A 15,101-nucleotide genomic window follows, 5' to 3' on the forward strand; every position below is an offset into this window, starting at 1 on the left:
CGATGCGTCGTCTCAGACCAACGGCGGGTCGAGCAACGCGAAGCCCTCCTGTCGCCGGTAGGGAAAGTGCGGGTACGGGGCCTCGACGGCGCTCACCGCGTCGAGCCGGGCGAGCTGGCCCGCGTCCAGCGTCAGCGTTGCGGCGTCGAGGTTGTCCCGTAGCTGCTGCGGCGTCCGCGCGCCGATGATCACCGAGGCCACGGTCGGCCGGCCGAGCAACCAGGCGATGGCGACCTGCGGCCGCGGCCGCGCTGGCGGCGGCGCGGGCGGGAGTGTTCGGGTCGGACGCGGAGACGCGCGACGAAAGCGAATAGTCGATATATCGTTGCGGGATGGACATCACCGAAGAGATCCTGCGTCAGCACGACGAGCAGCGCCGCGCCTTCGCCGCGCTGGAGGAATGGCCGCGTGACGACACCGAGGGGCTGGCCGCGATCTGGCGGCGCCTGGCGATCCTGCTGGAGAACCACGCCGAGGCTGAGGAGCGCTATTTCTACCCCGAGCTGCTGAAGCTCGGCACCGGCGCCGCCGACGCGCCCGACGTGGAGGAGGAGGCCGAGGACGCGGTCTCGGACCACAACAACATCCGCAAGGCGATCCGGCGGGCCCGGCGAGCCAGGACGGGCTCGCCGAAGTGGTGGGCCGCGGTCACCGACTGCAATGTCTACAACAGCCGGCACATGGGCGAGGAGGAGCGCCAGGATCTCGCCGACTTCCGGCAGCAGGCGAGCCTGGAGCTGCGCCAGGAGATCGCCGTGAAGTTCCTGCGCTACGAGGCGATCCGGGCGACCACCGGCGAGACGCCGAAGGACAAGGATCCGGAGAAGTTTGTCGAGAAGAACAAGCGCCGCGGCGGGACCGTGTCCAAGAAGAAGCAGGCCAAGAACCCGCGCGCCAAGTCGAAGAAGGCGGCGAAGGCGAAGTAGCCGGCTCAGCCGTCCAGGTTCTTGACGAACTCGCGCGACGGCACGAAGAAGGTGGTGCCGGTGACCGCGCGGGAGACGTCGAGGATCTGGTCGTACTTGCCGACCGGATCGCCGATGAACATCCGCTCCAGCATCTTCTCGACCACCCACAGATAGCGCGAGTAGCCGATGAAGTAGGTGCCGTACTCGCCCTTGCCCGGCACCGCGAACGGCATGTTGTCGCGCAGGATGTCGTGTTCGCCGTCCTCGTCCTCGATGGTGCACAACGTCTTGTGCGACTTCTGGTCCGCCGGACCGGCGTCGGGCAGCTCGACGTTGTCGAACTTGGTACGCCCGATCACCCGCTCCTGGTTCTCGGTGGACTCCGAGCGCCAGCGGGACAGGTCGTGCAGGTACTTCTGGGTCACGACATAGGCGCCGCCGGCGTAGTCGGGATCCTCGTCGCCGACGATCGTGTCCGCGCGCAGCGCCAGGCCCTCCGGGTTGGCGGTGCCGTCGATGAACTCCAGCAGATCTCGGCCGTCGAAGTAGCGGAAGCCGGACACGTCGTCGACGCAGGTCACCGAGTCGCCGAAGGCCTCCAGCACCAGCTTCTCGAACTCGATCACCAGGTCGACGGAGTCGGCGCGGATGTGGAAGAGCAGGTCGCCGGGGGTGGCGACCGCGGTGTGCACCGAGCCCTTGATCTCGGTGAACGGCTTGAGTTCCTTGGGCAGCGGCTTGTCCGTCAGCCGGCCCCAGGCGTCGTGCGAGATGCCGACATTGCAGGTGAAGATGTGATCGGCGGCGCGGATGTTCACGTCCTTGATCAGGTCGCCGGTGCTGGCCACCACGGAGCGGGCCTTCGCAGCCGCCTCCTCCCCGTCATTGATCGTCAGGACGAGGAATGCCGCGGCCGCGGTCATCGGTGCGTCGACATACTGCGGCTCGGTGTCGATTGCGTGCTGGTTGTCGACGATGCCGCCGACGGCTTCGTTGCTCATCGGTGTCTCCTGCTATCGGTAGTTGACGAACTGGACGGCAAAATCGTAGTCGGCGCCGGTGATCAACTTCTGCACGGCCTGCAGGTCGTCGCGGGACTTGCCGGTGATCCGCAGCTCGTCGCCCTGGATCTGCGCCTTGACGCCCTTGGGCCCCTCGTCGCGGACCAGCTTCGAGACCTTCTTCGCGTTCTCGGTGCTGATCCCCTCCGTCATCGAGCCGGTGATCTTGAACAGCTTGCCCGAGCTGCGCGGCTCTCCGGCATCCAGGGCCTTCAGGCTGATCCCGCGCTTGATCAACTTCGACTGGAAGACATCGAGCACGGCCTTCACCCGCTCTTCGGAGTTCGCCTCCATCTCGATCAGCTCGCCGGACCAGCGGATGCCGGCGTCGGTGTTCTTGAAGTCGAAGCGCTGGCGTACCTCCTTGGCCGCCTGGTTGAGCGCATTGTCGACCTCCTGGCGGTCGACCTTGCTCACCACATCGAACGAACTCTCCTTGGCCACGTCGCCTCCCCTCTCCCGATTGCCGGCGTGTCACACCCTAGCCCGCACCGGGCGCCGGGCTTAGGCTGCCGAGGGTTGCAAGGAGGCGCCATGTCCCAGCAGGCAACGCCCGCAAAGGCGCGCCGCGCGCTGATCGCCGGCTCGGTCGGCAACTTCATCGAGTGGTACGAGTTCGGCGTCTACGGGTTCCTCGCCACCGCGATCGCGGCGAACTTCTTCGCCCAGGACGGCGGCGCGCCGCTGGAGGCGCTGATCCGCACCTACGCCTCGTTCGCGCTCGCGTTCTTCTTCCGGCCGCTCGGCGCCTGGCTGTTCGGCCGGCTCGGCGACCGGTTCGGCCGCCGGCCGGTGCTGATCGCGGTGCTGGTGTTGATGTCGGTGGCGACGACGCTGATCGGCGTGCTGCCCACGGCCGCCACCGTCGGCGCGGCCGCGCCGGTGCTGCTGACCTGCGTCCGGGTGCTGCAGGGGCTGTCCGCGGGCGGGGAGTTCGGCGGCGCCGTCGCGGTGATGACCGAGTTCGCGCCGCCCGGGCGCCGCGGCCGCTACGGCGCCTGGCAGTCGTTCACCGTCGCGCTCGGGCTGCTCGCGGGGGCGGGCACGGTCTGGCTGGTCGGCGCGGTGCTGGGCGCCGAGCAGTTGCAGGCCTGGGGCTGGCGGATCCCCTTCCTGCTGGCGCTGCCGCTCGGCGCGGTCGCGCTGTTCCTGCGCCTGCGGCTGGACGAGACGCCGCAGTTCGAGCGGTTGCGCGCGGCGGACCCGGGTGCCGTCGAGACCGCCCCGCTGGGCGAGACGGTACGCGCGATCGGCCTCGGCATCGCCCGGCTGATGGGCTGGGCGGCCGCGGGCTACACGTTCCTGGTGGTGCTCCCGGCGTACCTGGAGAAGGCGCTGGGCTCGAGCGTCGATGCCGCGCTCACCGCGGCCGTGCTGGCCAATCTCGGGTTCGCCGCCGCGATCCTGCCGGCCGGCTGGGCGAGCGACCGGGTCGGCCGGCGCCCGATCATGCTGCTCGGCGCGGGCGCGACCCTGGTGCTGGCGCTGCCGCTGCTCTGGCTGCTCAGCGCCGATGTGGGCATCGTGCCGCGGGCGATCGGGTTGCTGCTCGCCGGCGCCAGCGTGGGCCTGATGGCCGGGCCGGGGCCGGCGATGCTGTCGGAGATGTTCCCCACCTCGGTCCGCTACACCGGCCTCGGCCTGTCCTACTCGCTGGCCAATGCCGTCTTCTCCGGCAGCGCCGGGCTGATCATTACCCAGCTCGTCGCCTGGTCGGGAAACAAGGCCGTCCCGGCGTACTACGTGATGATCACCTGCGCGGTCAGCTTCGTCGCGCTGCTCACCCTGCCCCGCAAGCCCGAACCGGAGAGATGATCATGGCCCGGCTGAGGGTGATCGGGCTGATGTCGGGGACGTCGTTCGACGGGATCGACGCGGCGGCGGCGGAGATCGAGCTGGTGGAACGAACGCTGCGGGTACGCCCGCTCGGCATGATCACCGATCACTACCCCGACGAGGTACGCCAACTGCTCCGCGCCGCCCTGCCGCCCGGCCGGATCGAGCTGGCGCAGGTGAACCGGCTGACCACCGAGATCGGCCGGTCGTTCGCGGCGCTGGCCGAGCGGGCGGTGGCGACGCTGTGCGCGGGCCGGGCCGACCTCGTCGCCAGTCACGGCCAGACGGTGCACCACTGGGTCGAGGACGGCGCCGCGCGGGGCAGCCTGCAGCTCGGGCAGCCGGCTTGGATCGCCGCGCGTACCGGCCTGCCCGTCGTCTCGGACTTCCGCTCCGCCGATGTCGCGGCCGGCGGGCAGGGCGCGCCGCTCGTCGCGCTGTTCGACGGCTGGTGGCTGCGCTCGCCGGCGTTCGCCGAGCTCGGCGCCCGGCCCGCCGCGCTCAACCTCGGCGGGATCGCGAACCTCACGGTGGCGACGGACCCGCCGGTCGCGTTCGACAGCGGGCCGGCGAACGCGTGGCTCGACGCGATCATGCAGCGCGACGGCGGCGCCGACTTCGACGACGGCGGGCAGACCGCGGCGGCGGGGCGGGTGCGGGAGGCGCTGCTGGCCGACCTTGCCGCGGACCCCTACTACGCGCGCCGGCCGCCGAAGAGCACCGGCAAGGAACACTTCAACCTCGCCCGGCTGGACGCCGCGGTTGCCGCGCACCGGCCGATCGCGCTGCCCGACCTGATGGCGACGCTCGTGGAGCTGACCGCGCGTACCGTCGCCGAGGCGGCGGCCGACCAAGGCGTGACCGGCCTGGTGGTCTCCGGCGGCGGCGCGAGGAACCCGGTGCTGATGGGCCGGATCGCGGCACTGTCGAGGCCGGCGCCGGTGCGGTCGAGCGAGGCGTACGGGCTGCCGGTCAGCGCGAAGGAGGCGCTCGCGTTCGCGGTGCTCGGCTGGCTCACCGCGCACCACCTGCCCGGCGCGGTGCCCTCGACCACCGGCGCGTCGAGGGCGAGCGTGCTCGGATCGATCACGCCCGGGCAGGCCCCGCTGTCGGTGGCGCCCCTGTCCGCTCTGCCCGATCGGCTGGAGCTGCTGGCGGCCTGACTTCGCGGATTGGTGCCGCGGCTCGCGCGCTTGCTATCCTCATCGCCGGTCGTTCGCGAGGACGGCCGATGGCAGGTTGCCCGAGCGGCCAAAGGGAGCGGTCTGTAAAACCGTCGGCATTGCCTACGTTGGTTCGAATCCAACACCTGCCACCGAACGCCGGTCCAGCGTCGTGAGCACAGCGGCGAAGGCGATGGCCGCCGCGGCGATCAGCGCGGTGGCCGTCCAGCCAAGCAGGCCGACCGCCAGCGGACCGAAGGCCGTGCCGAGGCTGCCGCCCACGAAGTAGACCACCATGTAGGCGCCGTTGAAGCGGGCCGGCGCGGCGGGGTCGATGGCCAGCACGGTGCTCTGGTTGGCCACCTGGGCCGCGAACAGTCCGGCATCGAAGAGCGCCAGACACGCCAGCGTCTGGACCGGGCTGCTCAGGCCGAGGGCAACGCCGACCGCGGCGGCGCCGGCCAGCGCGAGCCCGCAGAGAATCACGCGGCGTGGGCCGATCCGGTCGGTCAGGGCGCCCGCGAGGGGAGTGATCAGCATCCCGGCGAGCCCGGCCAGGGCGTACCGGCCGATCCGCTCGGCCGGGTAGGAGTAGGGCGGCTCGGCCAACGCGGCCGCGAGTCCCGCCCAGATCGCGCAGAAGGCGAAGAACCATGCCGAGCCCCGGATCGCCGCCGAGCGCAGGAGCCGGTTCCGGACGATCAGGCGGGGCAGCGAACGGACGGTCGCCAGGTAGTCGCGGTCGGCGCCGGCGGGCGCTCTCGGGATCAGCGCCAGGCAGCCGGTCGCGCTGCCCGCGCAGGCCGCCGCGAACACCAGCAGCATCGCCCGCCAGCCGTACGCGTCGCTCAGCCAACCGCCGGCGATCCGGCCCGCCAGGATGCCGGCCGAGATGCCGGCGGTGACCATGCCCAGCGTCACCGCGCGTCGTTCGGAACGCGCGAGCCGGCCAGCGACCGAGCTGATCCCCGCGCCGACCGCGGAAAAGGCCCCGACCACGCCGATCAGGCCGCCGAGCGCCGGTGTGCTGCCCACCGCCGCCGCCGACGCGAGGGTGACTGCCAGGCCGCCGAACTGAGCGGCGAGCACGCGGCCCGGCGGGAACCGGTCGACCAGGGGCACGAGCAGGCAGAGCCCGATCAGGTAGCCGACGGGTGCGGCGGCGAGGGCGACCCGATCGCGCCGATGGTGGAGTTCAGGGCATCGGCGACGTCCGCCATCGCCGGTTGCAGCGGGTACGCGCTCCCGGTCCCGATCGCGGCGGCCAGCGCCATGAAGATCACCGCTGGGCGTGCGAAGTCGTTGTGTGGTGAGGTTTGCGGCGGGTGCGTCGTTCACCGGATCGACGCTAGGGAGCGGGGCGCCCCGGCGCTGGCGGAAATGCGACGCGACCGCGGCCGCCGCGTACCGACGCGGTGAGGGCGAGGCGATTACCGGGCCGCGTGATCATTTTGTCGTCCGATTCCGCGCGGGAATGACCACAAAACGCTCACGGCCGCCGGGCCGGCTCAGGCCTCGGCGACCTCGCCGGCGTAGGTCGTGTAGGTGGTGCCGCAGCCCTCGGCGTGCCGGCGGATCTCGACCAACGGGACGTGCTCCTCGGTGTAGCGGCGCTCGAATGCCGCCTTGTCGGCCGGCTCGTCGTAGACCACGGTCAGGCGATATCGGCGGTGCTCCTCGGCGCGGGTACGCCGAAACTCGATTGCCCGGCGGTGTTGCCCACCCTAGCGTCGTGATCATGGACCCCGAAAGCATGGACCCCGGCAGCACGGACCCCGACGGGCACTTCGGCGCGAGCGTCGCGGCCACCTATGACGACGACATTCCCGAGGGCGACCACGGTCCCACCGGCATCGCCCGCACCGTCGACTTCCTCGCCGAGCTGGCCTCCGGCCGACCGGCGCTGGAGTTCGCGATCGGCACCGGCCGGATCGCGCTCCCGCTGGCCGAGGCGGGCGTACCCGTCACCGGCATCGAACTCTCCCGGGCGATGGTCGAGCGCCTGCGCGCGAAGCCCGGCGGCGCCGAGCTGCCCGTGACGATCGGCGACATGAGCACCACCCGGGTGCCGGGCTCCTTCGGGCTGGTCTATCTGGTGTTCAACACGATCAGCAACCTGACCAGCCAGGACGCCCAGGTCGCCTGCTTCGGCAACGCCGCCGCCCATCTCGAACCCGGCGGCCGGTTCGTGGTCGAGGTCGGCGTACCCGGTCTGCGGCGCCTGCCGCCCGGCCAGACCGCGGTCCCGTTCGACCTCAGCGACGACCACCTCGGTTTCGACACCTACGACACCGTCACCCAGGCGATGACCTCGCACCACGTCACCATCCGCGACGGCGTGGCCGAGCGGACGTCGGTCCCGTTCCGGTACGCCTGGCCTGCGGAGTTCGACCTGATGGCGCGGATCGCCGGGATGCGGCTGGTCGAGCGGTGGGACTGGTGGGATCGCAGCCCGTTCACCGCCGAGTCCCGGCGCCACGTTTCGGTGTGGGAGCGGCCCGCCGGGTGAGGCATCGCCGCGATTGGCGCACGCGGGCGGCCAGCGTGTATCTTTGTGCGTCGGCAGCGCCCCCGAGGGCTGTTGCCACGCCCCGATAGCTCAGTAGGCAGAGCGTCTCCATGGTAAGGAGAAGGTCTGCGGTTCGATTCCGCATCGGGGCTCTGCGGAGCGGCGAGGCAGGCCGCTCCCGCGGCGAGGTAGCTCAGTTGGTGAGAGCGCACGACTCATAATCGTGAGGTCGCGGGTTCGAATCCCGCTCTCGCTACCGCGTACCCGCCACCCGAAGACGAAGCAGACCAAAGGAAACGACCATGGCCAAGGCATCGGACGTCCGGCCGAAGATCACGCTCGCCTGCACCGAGTGCAAGGAGCGGAACTACATCACCAAGAAGAACCGGCGCAACGACCCGGATCGCCTGGAGCTGAAGAAGTTCTGCCCGCGCTGCCACAGCCACACCGCGCACCGCGAGACCCGCTGAGCTGACGCCGCAACGAGCCGCCCGACCGCCGAGGTCGGGCGGCTCTTTCGTGTCCGCGGCTCACTCCCGGGCCCGCAGGTCGACCAGCAACTCCTGCAGCAACCGGGCCAACTGATCGCGTTGCGCCGGGTCGAGGCCGGCGACCAGTTCTGCCTCGTGCCGCAGCAGGTCACCCACCGTCTCGTCGATGCGCCGATGGCCGAGCGCGGTCAGCGTGATCAGGGCGCCCCGCCCGTCCCGCTCCGACCCGGCCCGGGTGACATAGCCCGCGGCAACCGCCCGCGCCACTCGCTGCGTGATCGCGGCGGCGCTCACCCCACACCGGGCCGCGATGGTGCCGGGCGGCAGGGCATAGGGCTCGCCGGCCCGCTTCAGCGTCGCCAGCAGATCGCGCGTGGCCTCATCCATCCCGAGCCGCCGCATGGTCCGGCGCCGGTCGTCGTGCAGCAGCTTGGCCACCTGCCAGATCCGCGTGATCACCCCGATCGACTCGACGGGCAGGGTCGGATCCTCGCGCAGCCAGGCCCGCTGGATGGCTGCGGCATCGGTGTTGTCCTCGACCGGCACGACGGCTAGTTTAGGGCTTCAGTAGATAGTTAAGGCCTAAAGAAATCGTGAGGGAGTGGAAATGGTTCAGCGGACCGTGGTGGTGACCGGCGGCGGGACAGGGATCGGACGGGCGAGCGCGGAGTGGTTCGCCCGGGCCGGCGACCGGGTGATCATCGCCGGGCGGCGCGAACCGGTGCTGCGGGAGGCGGCCTCGGCGATCGGTGCCCGGGCCGTGGTCGCCGACCTGTCCGAGCCGTCCGGTGCGCGGGCGTTGGCCGAGGCGATCGACGGCGAGATCGGCGTGCTGGTGAACAATGCCGGCGGGAATCCGGACCTGCAGGGTACGCCGGTCCCGGCCGGTCTGGACGGCGTGCGCGCGGCCTGGCAGCGCAACTTCGACGCCAACGTGCTGACGGCCGTGCTGGCCACCGAGGCGCTGCGCGAGCGGATTGCTGATCATGGCCGGGTGATCACGATCGGCTCGATCGCCGCGCGAAGCGGCGCGGCCTCCTACGGGGCGGCGAAGGCTGCGGTGGAGGCGTGGAATCTCTCCCTGGGCGGCGAGCTCGGCCCGCGCGGCATCACCTGCAATGTCGTCTCGCCGGGGCTGATCATCGACACCGAGTTCTTCAACGGGCAGCTCAGCGACGAGCGCAAGGAGATGTTGATCTCACAGACCGCGACGAACCGGGCCGGCGTACCCGACGACGTGGCGGAGACGATCGGCTGGCTCGCCTCGCCCGGCGCCGGGCACATCACCAAGCAGGTGATCCACGTCGACGGCGGGGCGTACGCGGGTCACTGAGCGGGTCGGGAACCGCTGGCGGCCGCCAGCACCACCGGATCGGTGCAGCCGCGGGCGAAGCCGGCCAGGCGGTCCTCGATCTCGCGCCCGAGGAGCGCGCCGCCGATCCGTTCGGCGAGCGGGGCGAGCCAGCCCGGTCGGCAGGCGAAGCTGTACTTCCAGGTCGCGCGGGTGCCGTCCGGCACGCCGGTGAAGCGCCAGCCGCCCGCCAGGGTGGCGAAGAACCACGGCCCGCGCACCATCCGCATCCCGACATTGGTCGGCGGGTTCCACGACACGTACTCGCTGATCATGGTCAGCCCCCACCGGTGCCGGGTGTAGGTGTGTACGCCCTTGCCCGGACGCGTCGCCCCGTCGAGGAAGTGTTGTCGGTCGATGAACGGGTCCCAGCGCAGCCGGGTCTCGCCCGTGGTCTGGGAGACGGCAAAGGCGGTGGCGGGATCGACGCCGACGACCACGCTCGACTCGACCTTCACCAGGCCTCCTCCTCGGTCACGAGGGCTTGTGCCCGTGCCGTTCGCGGGACTCGCGGTTGAGCTGGCGTACCGTCTGGAACCGCAGGACCAGCCCGACGATCACGAACGCGCCCGCGATCGCGAAGCAGACGATCGGCGCGCTGCGGCCCGGCGGCACGTTCGCCGCGAGCACGGCCAGCAGCGCCGCAGCGAAGCAGGCGAAGGTCGCGATCGACCATCGGAGCGAGGAAGTCATCGCCTCCCAGACTAGGCGGTCGCGGGGCGGGGCGGCCGGGATCCTCGCGCGGCAGGCGTCAGGAGACCAGCCGGTGCGCGCCGGCGGGGCTGACATGGACGACGGCCCGGGTCAGCCGCGGTACGCCGTCGATCAGCCGCTGCTCGACGGCGTGGGCAATCTCGTGCCCGGCGGTCACCGGCAGGTCGTCGCCGACGGTGACATCGGCATCGGCGTGCAGCGTGTGCCCGATCCAGCGCAGCCGGATCGCGCGTACCCCCAGCACGCCGGGAGTGCCGGCGATCTCGGCGCGCGCCCGGGCGACCAGCCGGGGGTCCACGGCGTCCATCAGCCGCGCGCCGACCTGCTTGATCGCCGAGCGGAGGACGCCGAGGATCGCGAGAGCGATCAGCAGCCCGATGACCGGATCGGCCCACGTCCAGCCGACCGCCACGCCGGCGGCGCCCAGCACGACCGCGAGGGAGGTGAACCCGTCGGTACGGGCGTGCAGCCCGTCGGCGACCAGCGCCGCGGACCCGATCCGGCGGCCGACCCGGATGCGATACCGGGCAACCAGCTCATTGCCCACGAACCCCACCACGCCCGCCGCCGCGACCGCCCACAGGTGCGACACCTCGCGCGGATTCAGCAGCCGGTCGATCGCCTGCCAGGCGGCCACCACGCTGGACAGCGCGATCATGGCGACCACGAACAGCCCGGCCAGATCCTCGGCCCGCCCGTAGCCGTAGGTGTAGGTGTCGTTGGCCGGGCGCCGGGCCAGCCAGAAGGCGATCAACAGCGGCACCGCCGTGGCGGCGTCGGCGATGTTGTGCAGCGTGTCGCCGAGCAGGGCCACCGAGCCGGTGAACCAGAACACGCCCGCCTGCACGGCTGCCGTCAGCACCAGCGCGCCGAGGCTGATCCAGAGCGCCCGGCGCCCGCGCTCGTCTGCCTCCAGTGCATCGTCGACCTGGTCCGCCGCGTCGTGGGAGTGCCCGCCGACCAGGTCCGAGAGCGCGTGCCGCAGCCGCGGCCACCAGCCCGAGCCGTGATCATGCCCGTGCCCGTGATCGTGCCCATGCCCGTGATCATGCCCGTGCCCGTGCCCGTGCCCGTGATCATGCCCGGGGTGTTCGTGCCGGTCGCCGTTCGCCATGACAACGCCCTCCCTGGATGCGGATGCCCCCGCCAGTATGCCGCCGGTCGCGGCTCCGTCCTCGATCCAGTCGTGTCGTCAGTTATCGCCCCCTGGCCAGCTCCCCAGAGGGCGATAACTGACGACACTCTTGGGTGGGGAGAGCCGCGCCGGAGGAGGGAGGGCCCAGCATCAACCCCGCAAGTTCTCAACCCCGCAAGCTCTCAACCCGCAAGCTCAGCCGGGGGCGGCGCCGCCGGCAATCGCCTCCGCCGACGGGGCGGTGTCGGGGTCGAGCAGCCACTGGGCGGCCACGCCGATCAGCAGGGCGTACTGCCGGGAGCCGTCGCCGCCGAATGCCTCGGCGAGCACCTCCCGGGCCCGCGCGCCGCGTTCGGCAAGGCCCTGCCGGATCGTCTCGTTGTGCTGGGCCAGGGTGATCGCCTCGAAGTTGACGAACCACAGCGATCGGTTCTCCTCGATGGAGTCGATCACCCGTCGCCAGCGTTCGGTGGCCGACAACTCGCCGCCGACGGCATCGAACAGGTGCCGCCCCCATTCGCCGTTGAGGTCCAGCACGGCCTGGTTGAGCAGGACCTCCTTCGACCCGAAGTGGTAATTGATCGACGCCTGGTTGGTGCCGCTCTCGGCGATCAGCTCGCGCACCGTCGTGCCCGCGTACCCGCTTCGCAGGAGGCATGCCCGGGCGGCCGCGAGCAGGCGGTCCTTGGTCGGCGAGTTCGTGTCCTGGTCCATCGCTCGAGGATGCTAACAGTTGCATTTCATACGAATGTTTCATACGCTCGTATCACCCGGCGGCGAGCGACCGCCGGCGAGAAACGGGCCATCCATGAACGACACCAACCGCCGAGGTCCCGCGCCGCGGCGATCGGCTTCCAGTCAGCCGGACGCGCCCGCGCTCCGGTTGCGCGGGCTCGCCTGCGCCTATCCGGGTGACGCGGGTCCCGTGCACGCACTGCGCGGCATCGACCTCACGATCGCGCGCGGCTCCTTCACCGCGATCATGGGCCCGTCCGGCTCGGGCAAGACCACGTTGCTGCACTGTTCCGCAGGGCTCCAGTCGCCGACCGGCGGCCGGGTCGAACTGGCCGGCCAGGTGCTCGGTGGCCTGGACCAGACCCGGCTCGCCGAGCTACGCCGTCGCGAGCTCGGATTCGTGTTCCAGTCATTCAACCTGCTGCCCGCGCTGACCGCCGCCGAGAACGTCGAGCTGCCGCTGCGTCTGGACGGACGCCGCCCCGATCGCCGGGCAACCGTCGAGCTGCTCGACCGGGTCGGGCTCGGTCAGCGAGCCCAGCACCGGCCGAACCAGCTTTCGGGAGGTCAACGGCAACGGGTGGCGATCGCCCGTGCGCTGATCACCGAACCGTCGATCGTCTTCGCCGACGAACCGACCGGCGCGCTGGACCTGCACAGCGCGCGCGAGGTGCTGGGCCTGCTCCGCAGCCTGGCCGATGCCGGCCAGACCATCGTCATGGTCACCCACGATCCGTCGGCCGCCGGCAGCTCCGATGAGGTGCTGTTCCTCGCCGACGGGCGGCTCGTCGATCGCGTCGGCGAGCCGTCGGCGCGCGCCGTGGCCGCGCGGATGGCGGTGCTGATCGAGAACGCCGAACGCGAAGCAGCCGAGGCGGGACGATGATCAGCGTCGCGCTGCAGTCGGCGGCGTACCACCGGCGTTCGTTGCTGGCCACCGGCCTGGTCGGCCTCGTCGGTACCGCGCTCGTGGCAGGCATGGCCGGCATCCTGGCGAGCGGTCTGGCGCCCGGCGCGAACGATGCCGATCGTCCGTTCCTCACCCAGTTCCCGGCGATCATGGGCAGTTGGATCCTGGCGATCGTGGTGTTCGCAGTGGTCTCCACGGTGGGGGTCGCGCTCGACGGGCGTACCGAGGAGATCGGCGGGATGCGCCTGATCGGTGCCACTCCGGGGCAGGTCCGCCGGATGGTCGCGCTGGAGACCGCGGCGGTCGCCCTGGCCGCGGCGCTGCCCGGCGTGGCGGTGAGCTATCTGGTCGGCTGGGTGATCGTCGCGCAGGTCCGCGATGTCGGGCTGATCCACCCGGAATCTGTGTATCGTCCCGGCCTGGGCTGGCCGGTCCTCGCCGCGGGGCTGATCGTGCTCGCCAGCATCGCGGGCGGGTATCTCGGCGCGCGTACGCTGGCCGCGCGGAGCCCTGTCGAGGCCGCCGGTCCGAGCGATCGTGCGTCCCGCTCGGGCCGGGTACGCCGAATCGTGGCGGCGGCATTGATCATGATCGGCCTGATCTCCTCGGCAAGCTCGCTGGCGATGCCCGCATCCAGTGTCTATGCCACCGCGGCAACCGGGCCGGGCTGTGTGCTGGTTGCCGTCGGCCTGTGCCTGTTGGCCCGCGAGCTGGTTGGGCTCGCGGAGCGCGTACTGCGATTGCTGCCGGCGGGTCGTTCGGCGAGCTGGCACCTGGCACGGATCAACCTGCGCACCGTGCCGGATCGGATCCGACCGGCGGTCACATTCCTGACGCTGTTTCTCGGGGTGTCCACGGGAATCCTCACCATGCAAGGGATCGAGAATGCCGCGAACGGAGGCGCCGGCGGGATCGGCGTGGTGATGGCATCGATCAACTACCTGGTTGTCGTGTTGATCGCCGCGTTCATGGCGATCGCGTTGGCCAACAATCTGATCGCCGCGATCAACGGGCGACGTGGCGAGTTTGCGACCATGTCATCGGTCGGTGCGACCGAGCCGCAGGTGCGGGCCATGCTTCTTTGTGAGACGTTGGTTGGCCTCGCCGTGGCGACCCTGGCCAGCACGCTCGGCGCCGTGGTGGCGGTGATCCCGTTCGCGATCGCGAAACTGGGTGATGTCCGGGCCGCGGCCGCCCCGGGGCCCTACCTGTTGATGATCGCGATCGGCGCAGCGCTGACGGTGGGGGTCACGGTGTTCGCCGAGCGGGCAGCGGTCAGCAGGTGATGATCATGGTCGATCGGGAGGCGGGCTCACCCCCGCCCGGATCGGGCGGCCTTTGCCGATGCCTTGGCGAATTCCTTCGCTGCGGTGTACTCGACGTGCTTCGCGGCCTCGATCCGGGAGGCCTCGTTGACCCGTTCGGTCGCCCGCTTGCGCAGGGCGACGGCCTCGCGCCATTCGCGTTCGGCAACGGCCGCCGCGGCGTCCGGGGTGAGCGGCGCAGGGGTGGCCGGGGGGCCGGTCCGGGCCTGCGTTTCGAGCCGGTCGAAGAAGGAATCGAGCTCGGTCCGGAGATTGTCCGGGTCTCCCAGCTCGGTGCAGCCGTCGAAGTAGCTGCCGTCGGCGATCGTCGGGTGCAGATCCGGAAAGCGTTCGGCGGTCGCCACTTCCCGGATCGCCTCCACGGCCATCGGATCGAGATTGGTGCTCGGGTCGCGGCGCGCCAATTCCTGGCTGACCGACTCGGTCGCCAGCACCGACAGCCGGGTGATCACGTCGAGCTTGGCGGCGAGCGGCAGGTCGAGCGTACGCATCGCGCGCAGGCCGTTGTCGGTCATCCGCATCATGTTGGGCAGCGCGAGCTGGTTCACGCCGGCGCCACTGGCGTACAGCTCGAAGAGCCACGGGTGCGCGTGCAGCGTCGCCCGCACCGCGTCCATCCAGTCGCGCAGCCCGGCGCGCCAGTCGGTGGCGTCGATCACCGCGTCGGCGGCCTGGGCGTTCGCCCGGTCGAGCATCAGGATCTGCAGGTCGTCCTTGCTGGAGACGTAGCGGTAGAGCGCCATCGTGGTGAAGCCGAATGACTTCGCCACCCGCTGCATCGTCAACGCCGCCAGTCCTTCGGCGTTCGCGATCTCGATCGCCGCATCGACGATGCTCTCGTGGCTCAGCTCGCGCTTCGGCCCGCGGCTGGGCGAGGTCTCCATCCCCCAAGCGATCGCCAGCGCCCGCGGCAGCTCATCCGTCATGCGGGTCACTGTATGCCAGACATACTGCTTTCCCCAC

Annotated in this window: 20 protein-coding genes and 3 tRNA genes; 11 read left to right on the forward strand and 12 right to left on the reverse strand. The window is 71.0% G+C overall.

The window, feature by feature from the left end; all coding sequences use genetic code 11:
- Nucleotides 1–12: 12 nt before the first annotated feature.
- The gene (locus ACXDC7_RS05225) at nucleotides 13–321 is read right to left on the reverse strand and encodes an aldo/keto reductase (RefSeq protein ID WP_459222804.1); all 309 of its coding nucleotides are present in this window, start codon (nucleotides 319–321) and stop codon (nucleotides 13–15) included.
- Nucleotides 322–332: 11 nt separating this feature from the next.
- Here ACXDC7_RS05225 and ACXDC7_RS05230 point away from each other — a divergent pair, with 11 nt between their 5' ends.
- Nucleotides 333–926 (forward strand): hemerythrin domain-containing protein, encoded by a 594-nt coding sequence (locus tag ACXDC7_RS05230; protein ID WP_459221441.1) that lies wholly within the window; start codon nucleotides 333–335, stop codon nucleotides 924–926.
- Nucleotides 927–931: 5 nt separating this feature from the next.
- Here ACXDC7_RS05230 and ACXDC7_RS05235 read toward each other — a convergent pair whose 3' ends face one another.
- Nucleotides 932–1,909 (reverse strand): Dyp-type peroxidase, encoded by a 978-nt coding sequence (locus tag ACXDC7_RS05235; protein ID WP_459221442.1) that lies wholly within the window; start codon nucleotides 1,907–1,909, stop codon nucleotides 932–934.
- 12 nt (nucleotides 1,910–1,921) lie between these two features.
- Nucleotides 1,922–2,413 (reverse strand): YajQ family cyclic di-GMP-binding protein, encoded by a 492-nt coding sequence (locus tag ACXDC7_RS05240; protein WP_179444503.1) that lies wholly within the window; start codon nucleotides 2,411–2,413, stop codon nucleotides 1,922–1,924.
- A gap of 90 nt (nucleotides 2,414–2,503) precedes the next feature.
- Between ACXDC7_RS05240 and ACXDC7_RS05245 the strand changes: the two genes are divergently transcribed.
- The 3 genes from ACXDC7_RS05245 to ACXDC7_RS05255 all read left to right on the forward strand — a co-directional run bounded on the left by ACXDC7_RS05245 (nucleotide 2,504) and on the right by ACXDC7_RS05255 (nucleotide 5,120).
- On the forward strand, nucleotides 2,504–3,784 hold the full coding sequence (locus ACXDC7_RS05245) for an MFS transporter (protein ID WP_459221443.1): 1,281 nt from the start codon (nucleotides 2,504–2,506) through the stop codon (nucleotides 3,782–3,784).
- 2 nt (nucleotides 3,785–3,786) lie between these two features.
- On the forward strand, nucleotides 3,787–4,968 hold the full coding sequence (locus ACXDC7_RS05250) for an anhydro-N-acetylmuramic acid kinase (protein ID WP_459221444.1): 1,182 nt from the start codon (nucleotides 3,787–3,789) through the stop codon (nucleotides 4,966–4,968).
- 70 nt (nucleotides 4,969–5,038) lie between these two features.
- Nucleotides 5,039–5,120, forward strand: a tRNA-Tyr gene (locus tag ACXDC7_RS05255).
- Here the strand turns inward: ACXDC7_RS05255 and ACXDC7_RS05260 are convergent.
- From ACXDC7_RS05260 to ACXDC7_RS05270, 3 genes are all read right to left on the reverse strand, one after another.
- Nucleotides 5,092–6,090 (reverse strand): MFS transporter, encoded by a 999-nt coding sequence (locus ACXDC7_RS05260; RefSeq protein ID WP_459221445.1) that lies wholly within the window; start codon nucleotides 6,088–6,090, stop codon nucleotides 5,092–5,094. The two genes, ACXDC7_RS05255 and ACXDC7_RS05260, sit on opposite strands and share 29 nt — an antisense overlap.
- A gap of 17 nt (nucleotides 6,091–6,107) precedes the next feature.
- Nucleotides 6,108–6,242, reverse strand: coding sequence for a hypothetical protein (locus ACXDC7_RS05265; RefSeq protein WP_459221446.1), 135 nt, complete (start codon nucleotides 6,240–6,242; stop codon nucleotides 6,108–6,110).
- A gap of 234 nt (nucleotides 6,243–6,476) precedes the next feature.
- On the reverse strand, nucleotides 6,477–6,620 hold the full coding sequence (locus tag ACXDC7_RS05270; RefSeq protein ID WP_459221447.1) for a hypothetical protein: 144 nt from the start codon (nucleotides 6,618–6,620) through the stop codon (nucleotides 6,477–6,479).
- 86 nt (nucleotides 6,621–6,706) lie between these two features.
- Here ACXDC7_RS05270 and ACXDC7_RS05275 point away from each other — a divergent pair, with 86 nt between their 5' ends.
- From ACXDC7_RS05275 to rpmG, 4 genes are all read left to right on the forward strand, one after another.
- Entirely contained in the window at nucleotides 6,707–7,477 is a 771-nt protein-coding gene (locus tag ACXDC7_RS05275) for a class I SAM-dependent DNA methyltransferase (protein WP_459221448.1), read from the forward strand.
- 79 nt (nucleotides 7,478–7,556) lie between these two features.
- Nucleotides 7,557–7,629, forward strand: a tRNA-Thr gene (locus tag ACXDC7_RS05280).
- A 30-nt stretch (nucleotides 7,630–7,659) separates the two neighbouring features.
- Nucleotides 7,660–7,733, forward strand: a tRNA-Met gene (locus ACXDC7_RS05285).
- 46 nt (nucleotides 7,734–7,779) lie between these two features.
- The gene (gene rpmG / locus ACXDC7_RS05290; protein ID WP_179444499.1) at nucleotides 7,780–7,947 is read left to right on the forward strand and encodes a 50S ribosomal protein L33; all 168 of its coding nucleotides are present in this window, start codon (nucleotides 7,780–7,782) and stop codon (nucleotides 7,945–7,947) included.
- Nucleotides 7,948–8,007: 60 nt separating this feature from the next.
- Here the strand turns inward: rpmG and ACXDC7_RS05295 are convergent, their stop codons facing one another.
- Nucleotides 8,008–8,514 (reverse strand): MarR family winged helix-turn-helix transcriptional regulator, encoded by a 507-nt coding sequence (locus ACXDC7_RS05295; protein ID WP_459221449.1) that lies wholly within the window; start codon nucleotides 8,512–8,514, stop codon nucleotides 8,008–8,010.
- 61 nt (nucleotides 8,515–8,575) lie between these two features.
- On the opposite strand from ACXDC7_RS05295, the gene ACXDC7_RS05300 reads away from it, so the two are divergent.
- A complete protein-coding gene (locus tag ACXDC7_RS05300; protein WP_459221450.1) occupies nucleotides 8,576–9,301 on the forward strand; it encodes an SDR family NAD(P)-dependent oxidoreductase in 726 nt (241 codons plus the stop codon).
- Here ACXDC7_RS05300 and ACXDC7_RS05305 read toward each other — a convergent pair.
- The 4 genes from ACXDC7_RS05305 to ACXDC7_RS05320 form a co-directional block, all read right to left on the reverse strand.
- The gene (locus tag ACXDC7_RS05305; RefSeq protein WP_459221451.1) at nucleotides 9,295–9,777 is read right to left on the reverse strand and encodes an SRPBCC family protein; all 483 of its coding nucleotides are present in this window, start codon (nucleotides 9,775–9,777) and stop codon (nucleotides 9,295–9,297) included. The genes ACXDC7_RS05300 and ACXDC7_RS05305 overlap by 7 nt on opposite strands.
- 16 nt (nucleotides 9,778–9,793) lie before the next feature.
- The gene (locus ACXDC7_RS05310) at nucleotides 9,794–10,012 is read right to left on the reverse strand and encodes a hypothetical protein (protein WP_179444495.1); all 219 of its coding nucleotides are present in this window, start codon (nucleotides 10,010–10,012) and stop codon (nucleotides 9,794–9,796) included.
- Nucleotides 10,013–10,070: 58 nt separating this feature from the next.
- Nucleotides 10,071–11,147, reverse strand: coding sequence for a cation diffusion facilitator family transporter (locus tag ACXDC7_RS05315; RefSeq protein WP_459221452.1), 1,077 nt, complete (start codon nucleotides 11,145–11,147; stop codon nucleotides 10,071–10,073).
- Between the two features lie 216 nt (nucleotides 11,148–11,363).
- Nucleotides 11,364–11,882, reverse strand: a complete 519-nt coding sequence (locus ACXDC7_RS05320) for a TetR/AcrR family transcriptional regulator (RefSeq protein ID WP_459221453.1) — start codon at nucleotides 11,880–11,882, stop codon at nucleotides 11,364–11,366.
- Nucleotides 11,883–11,976: 94 nt separating this feature from the next.
- On the opposite strand from ACXDC7_RS05320, the gene ACXDC7_RS05325 reads away from it, so the two are divergent.
- Both ACXDC7_RS05325 and ACXDC7_RS05330 read left to right on the forward strand, forming a co-directional pair.
- Nucleotides 11,977–12,789, forward strand: coding sequence for an ABC transporter ATP-binding protein (locus tag ACXDC7_RS05325; protein WP_459221454.1), 813 nt, complete (start codon nucleotides 11,977–11,979; stop codon nucleotides 12,787–12,789).
- Nucleotides 12,786–14,099 carry an FtsX-like permease family protein gene (locus tag ACXDC7_RS05330; protein ID WP_459221455.1) on the forward strand — a complete coding sequence of 438 codons (1,314 nt, stop codon included), beginning with the start codon at nucleotides 12,786–12,788 and terminating at the stop codon, nucleotides 14,097–14,099. Before ACXDC7_RS05325 ends, ACXDC7_RS05330 begins: the two co-directional genes overlap by 4 nt.
- A gap of 26 nt (nucleotides 14,100–14,125) precedes the next feature.
- Here the strand turns inward: ACXDC7_RS05330 and ACXDC7_RS05335 are convergent, their stop codons facing one another.
- On the reverse strand, nucleotides 14,126–15,064 hold the full coding sequence (locus ACXDC7_RS05335) for a TetR/AcrR family transcriptional regulator (RefSeq protein WP_459221456.1): 939 nt from the start codon (nucleotides 15,062–15,064) through the stop codon (nucleotides 14,126–14,128).
- Between the last annotated feature and the right edge of the window lie 37 nt (nucleotides 15,065–15,101).

It is taken from the genome of Naumannella huperziae (assembly GCF_054073625.1).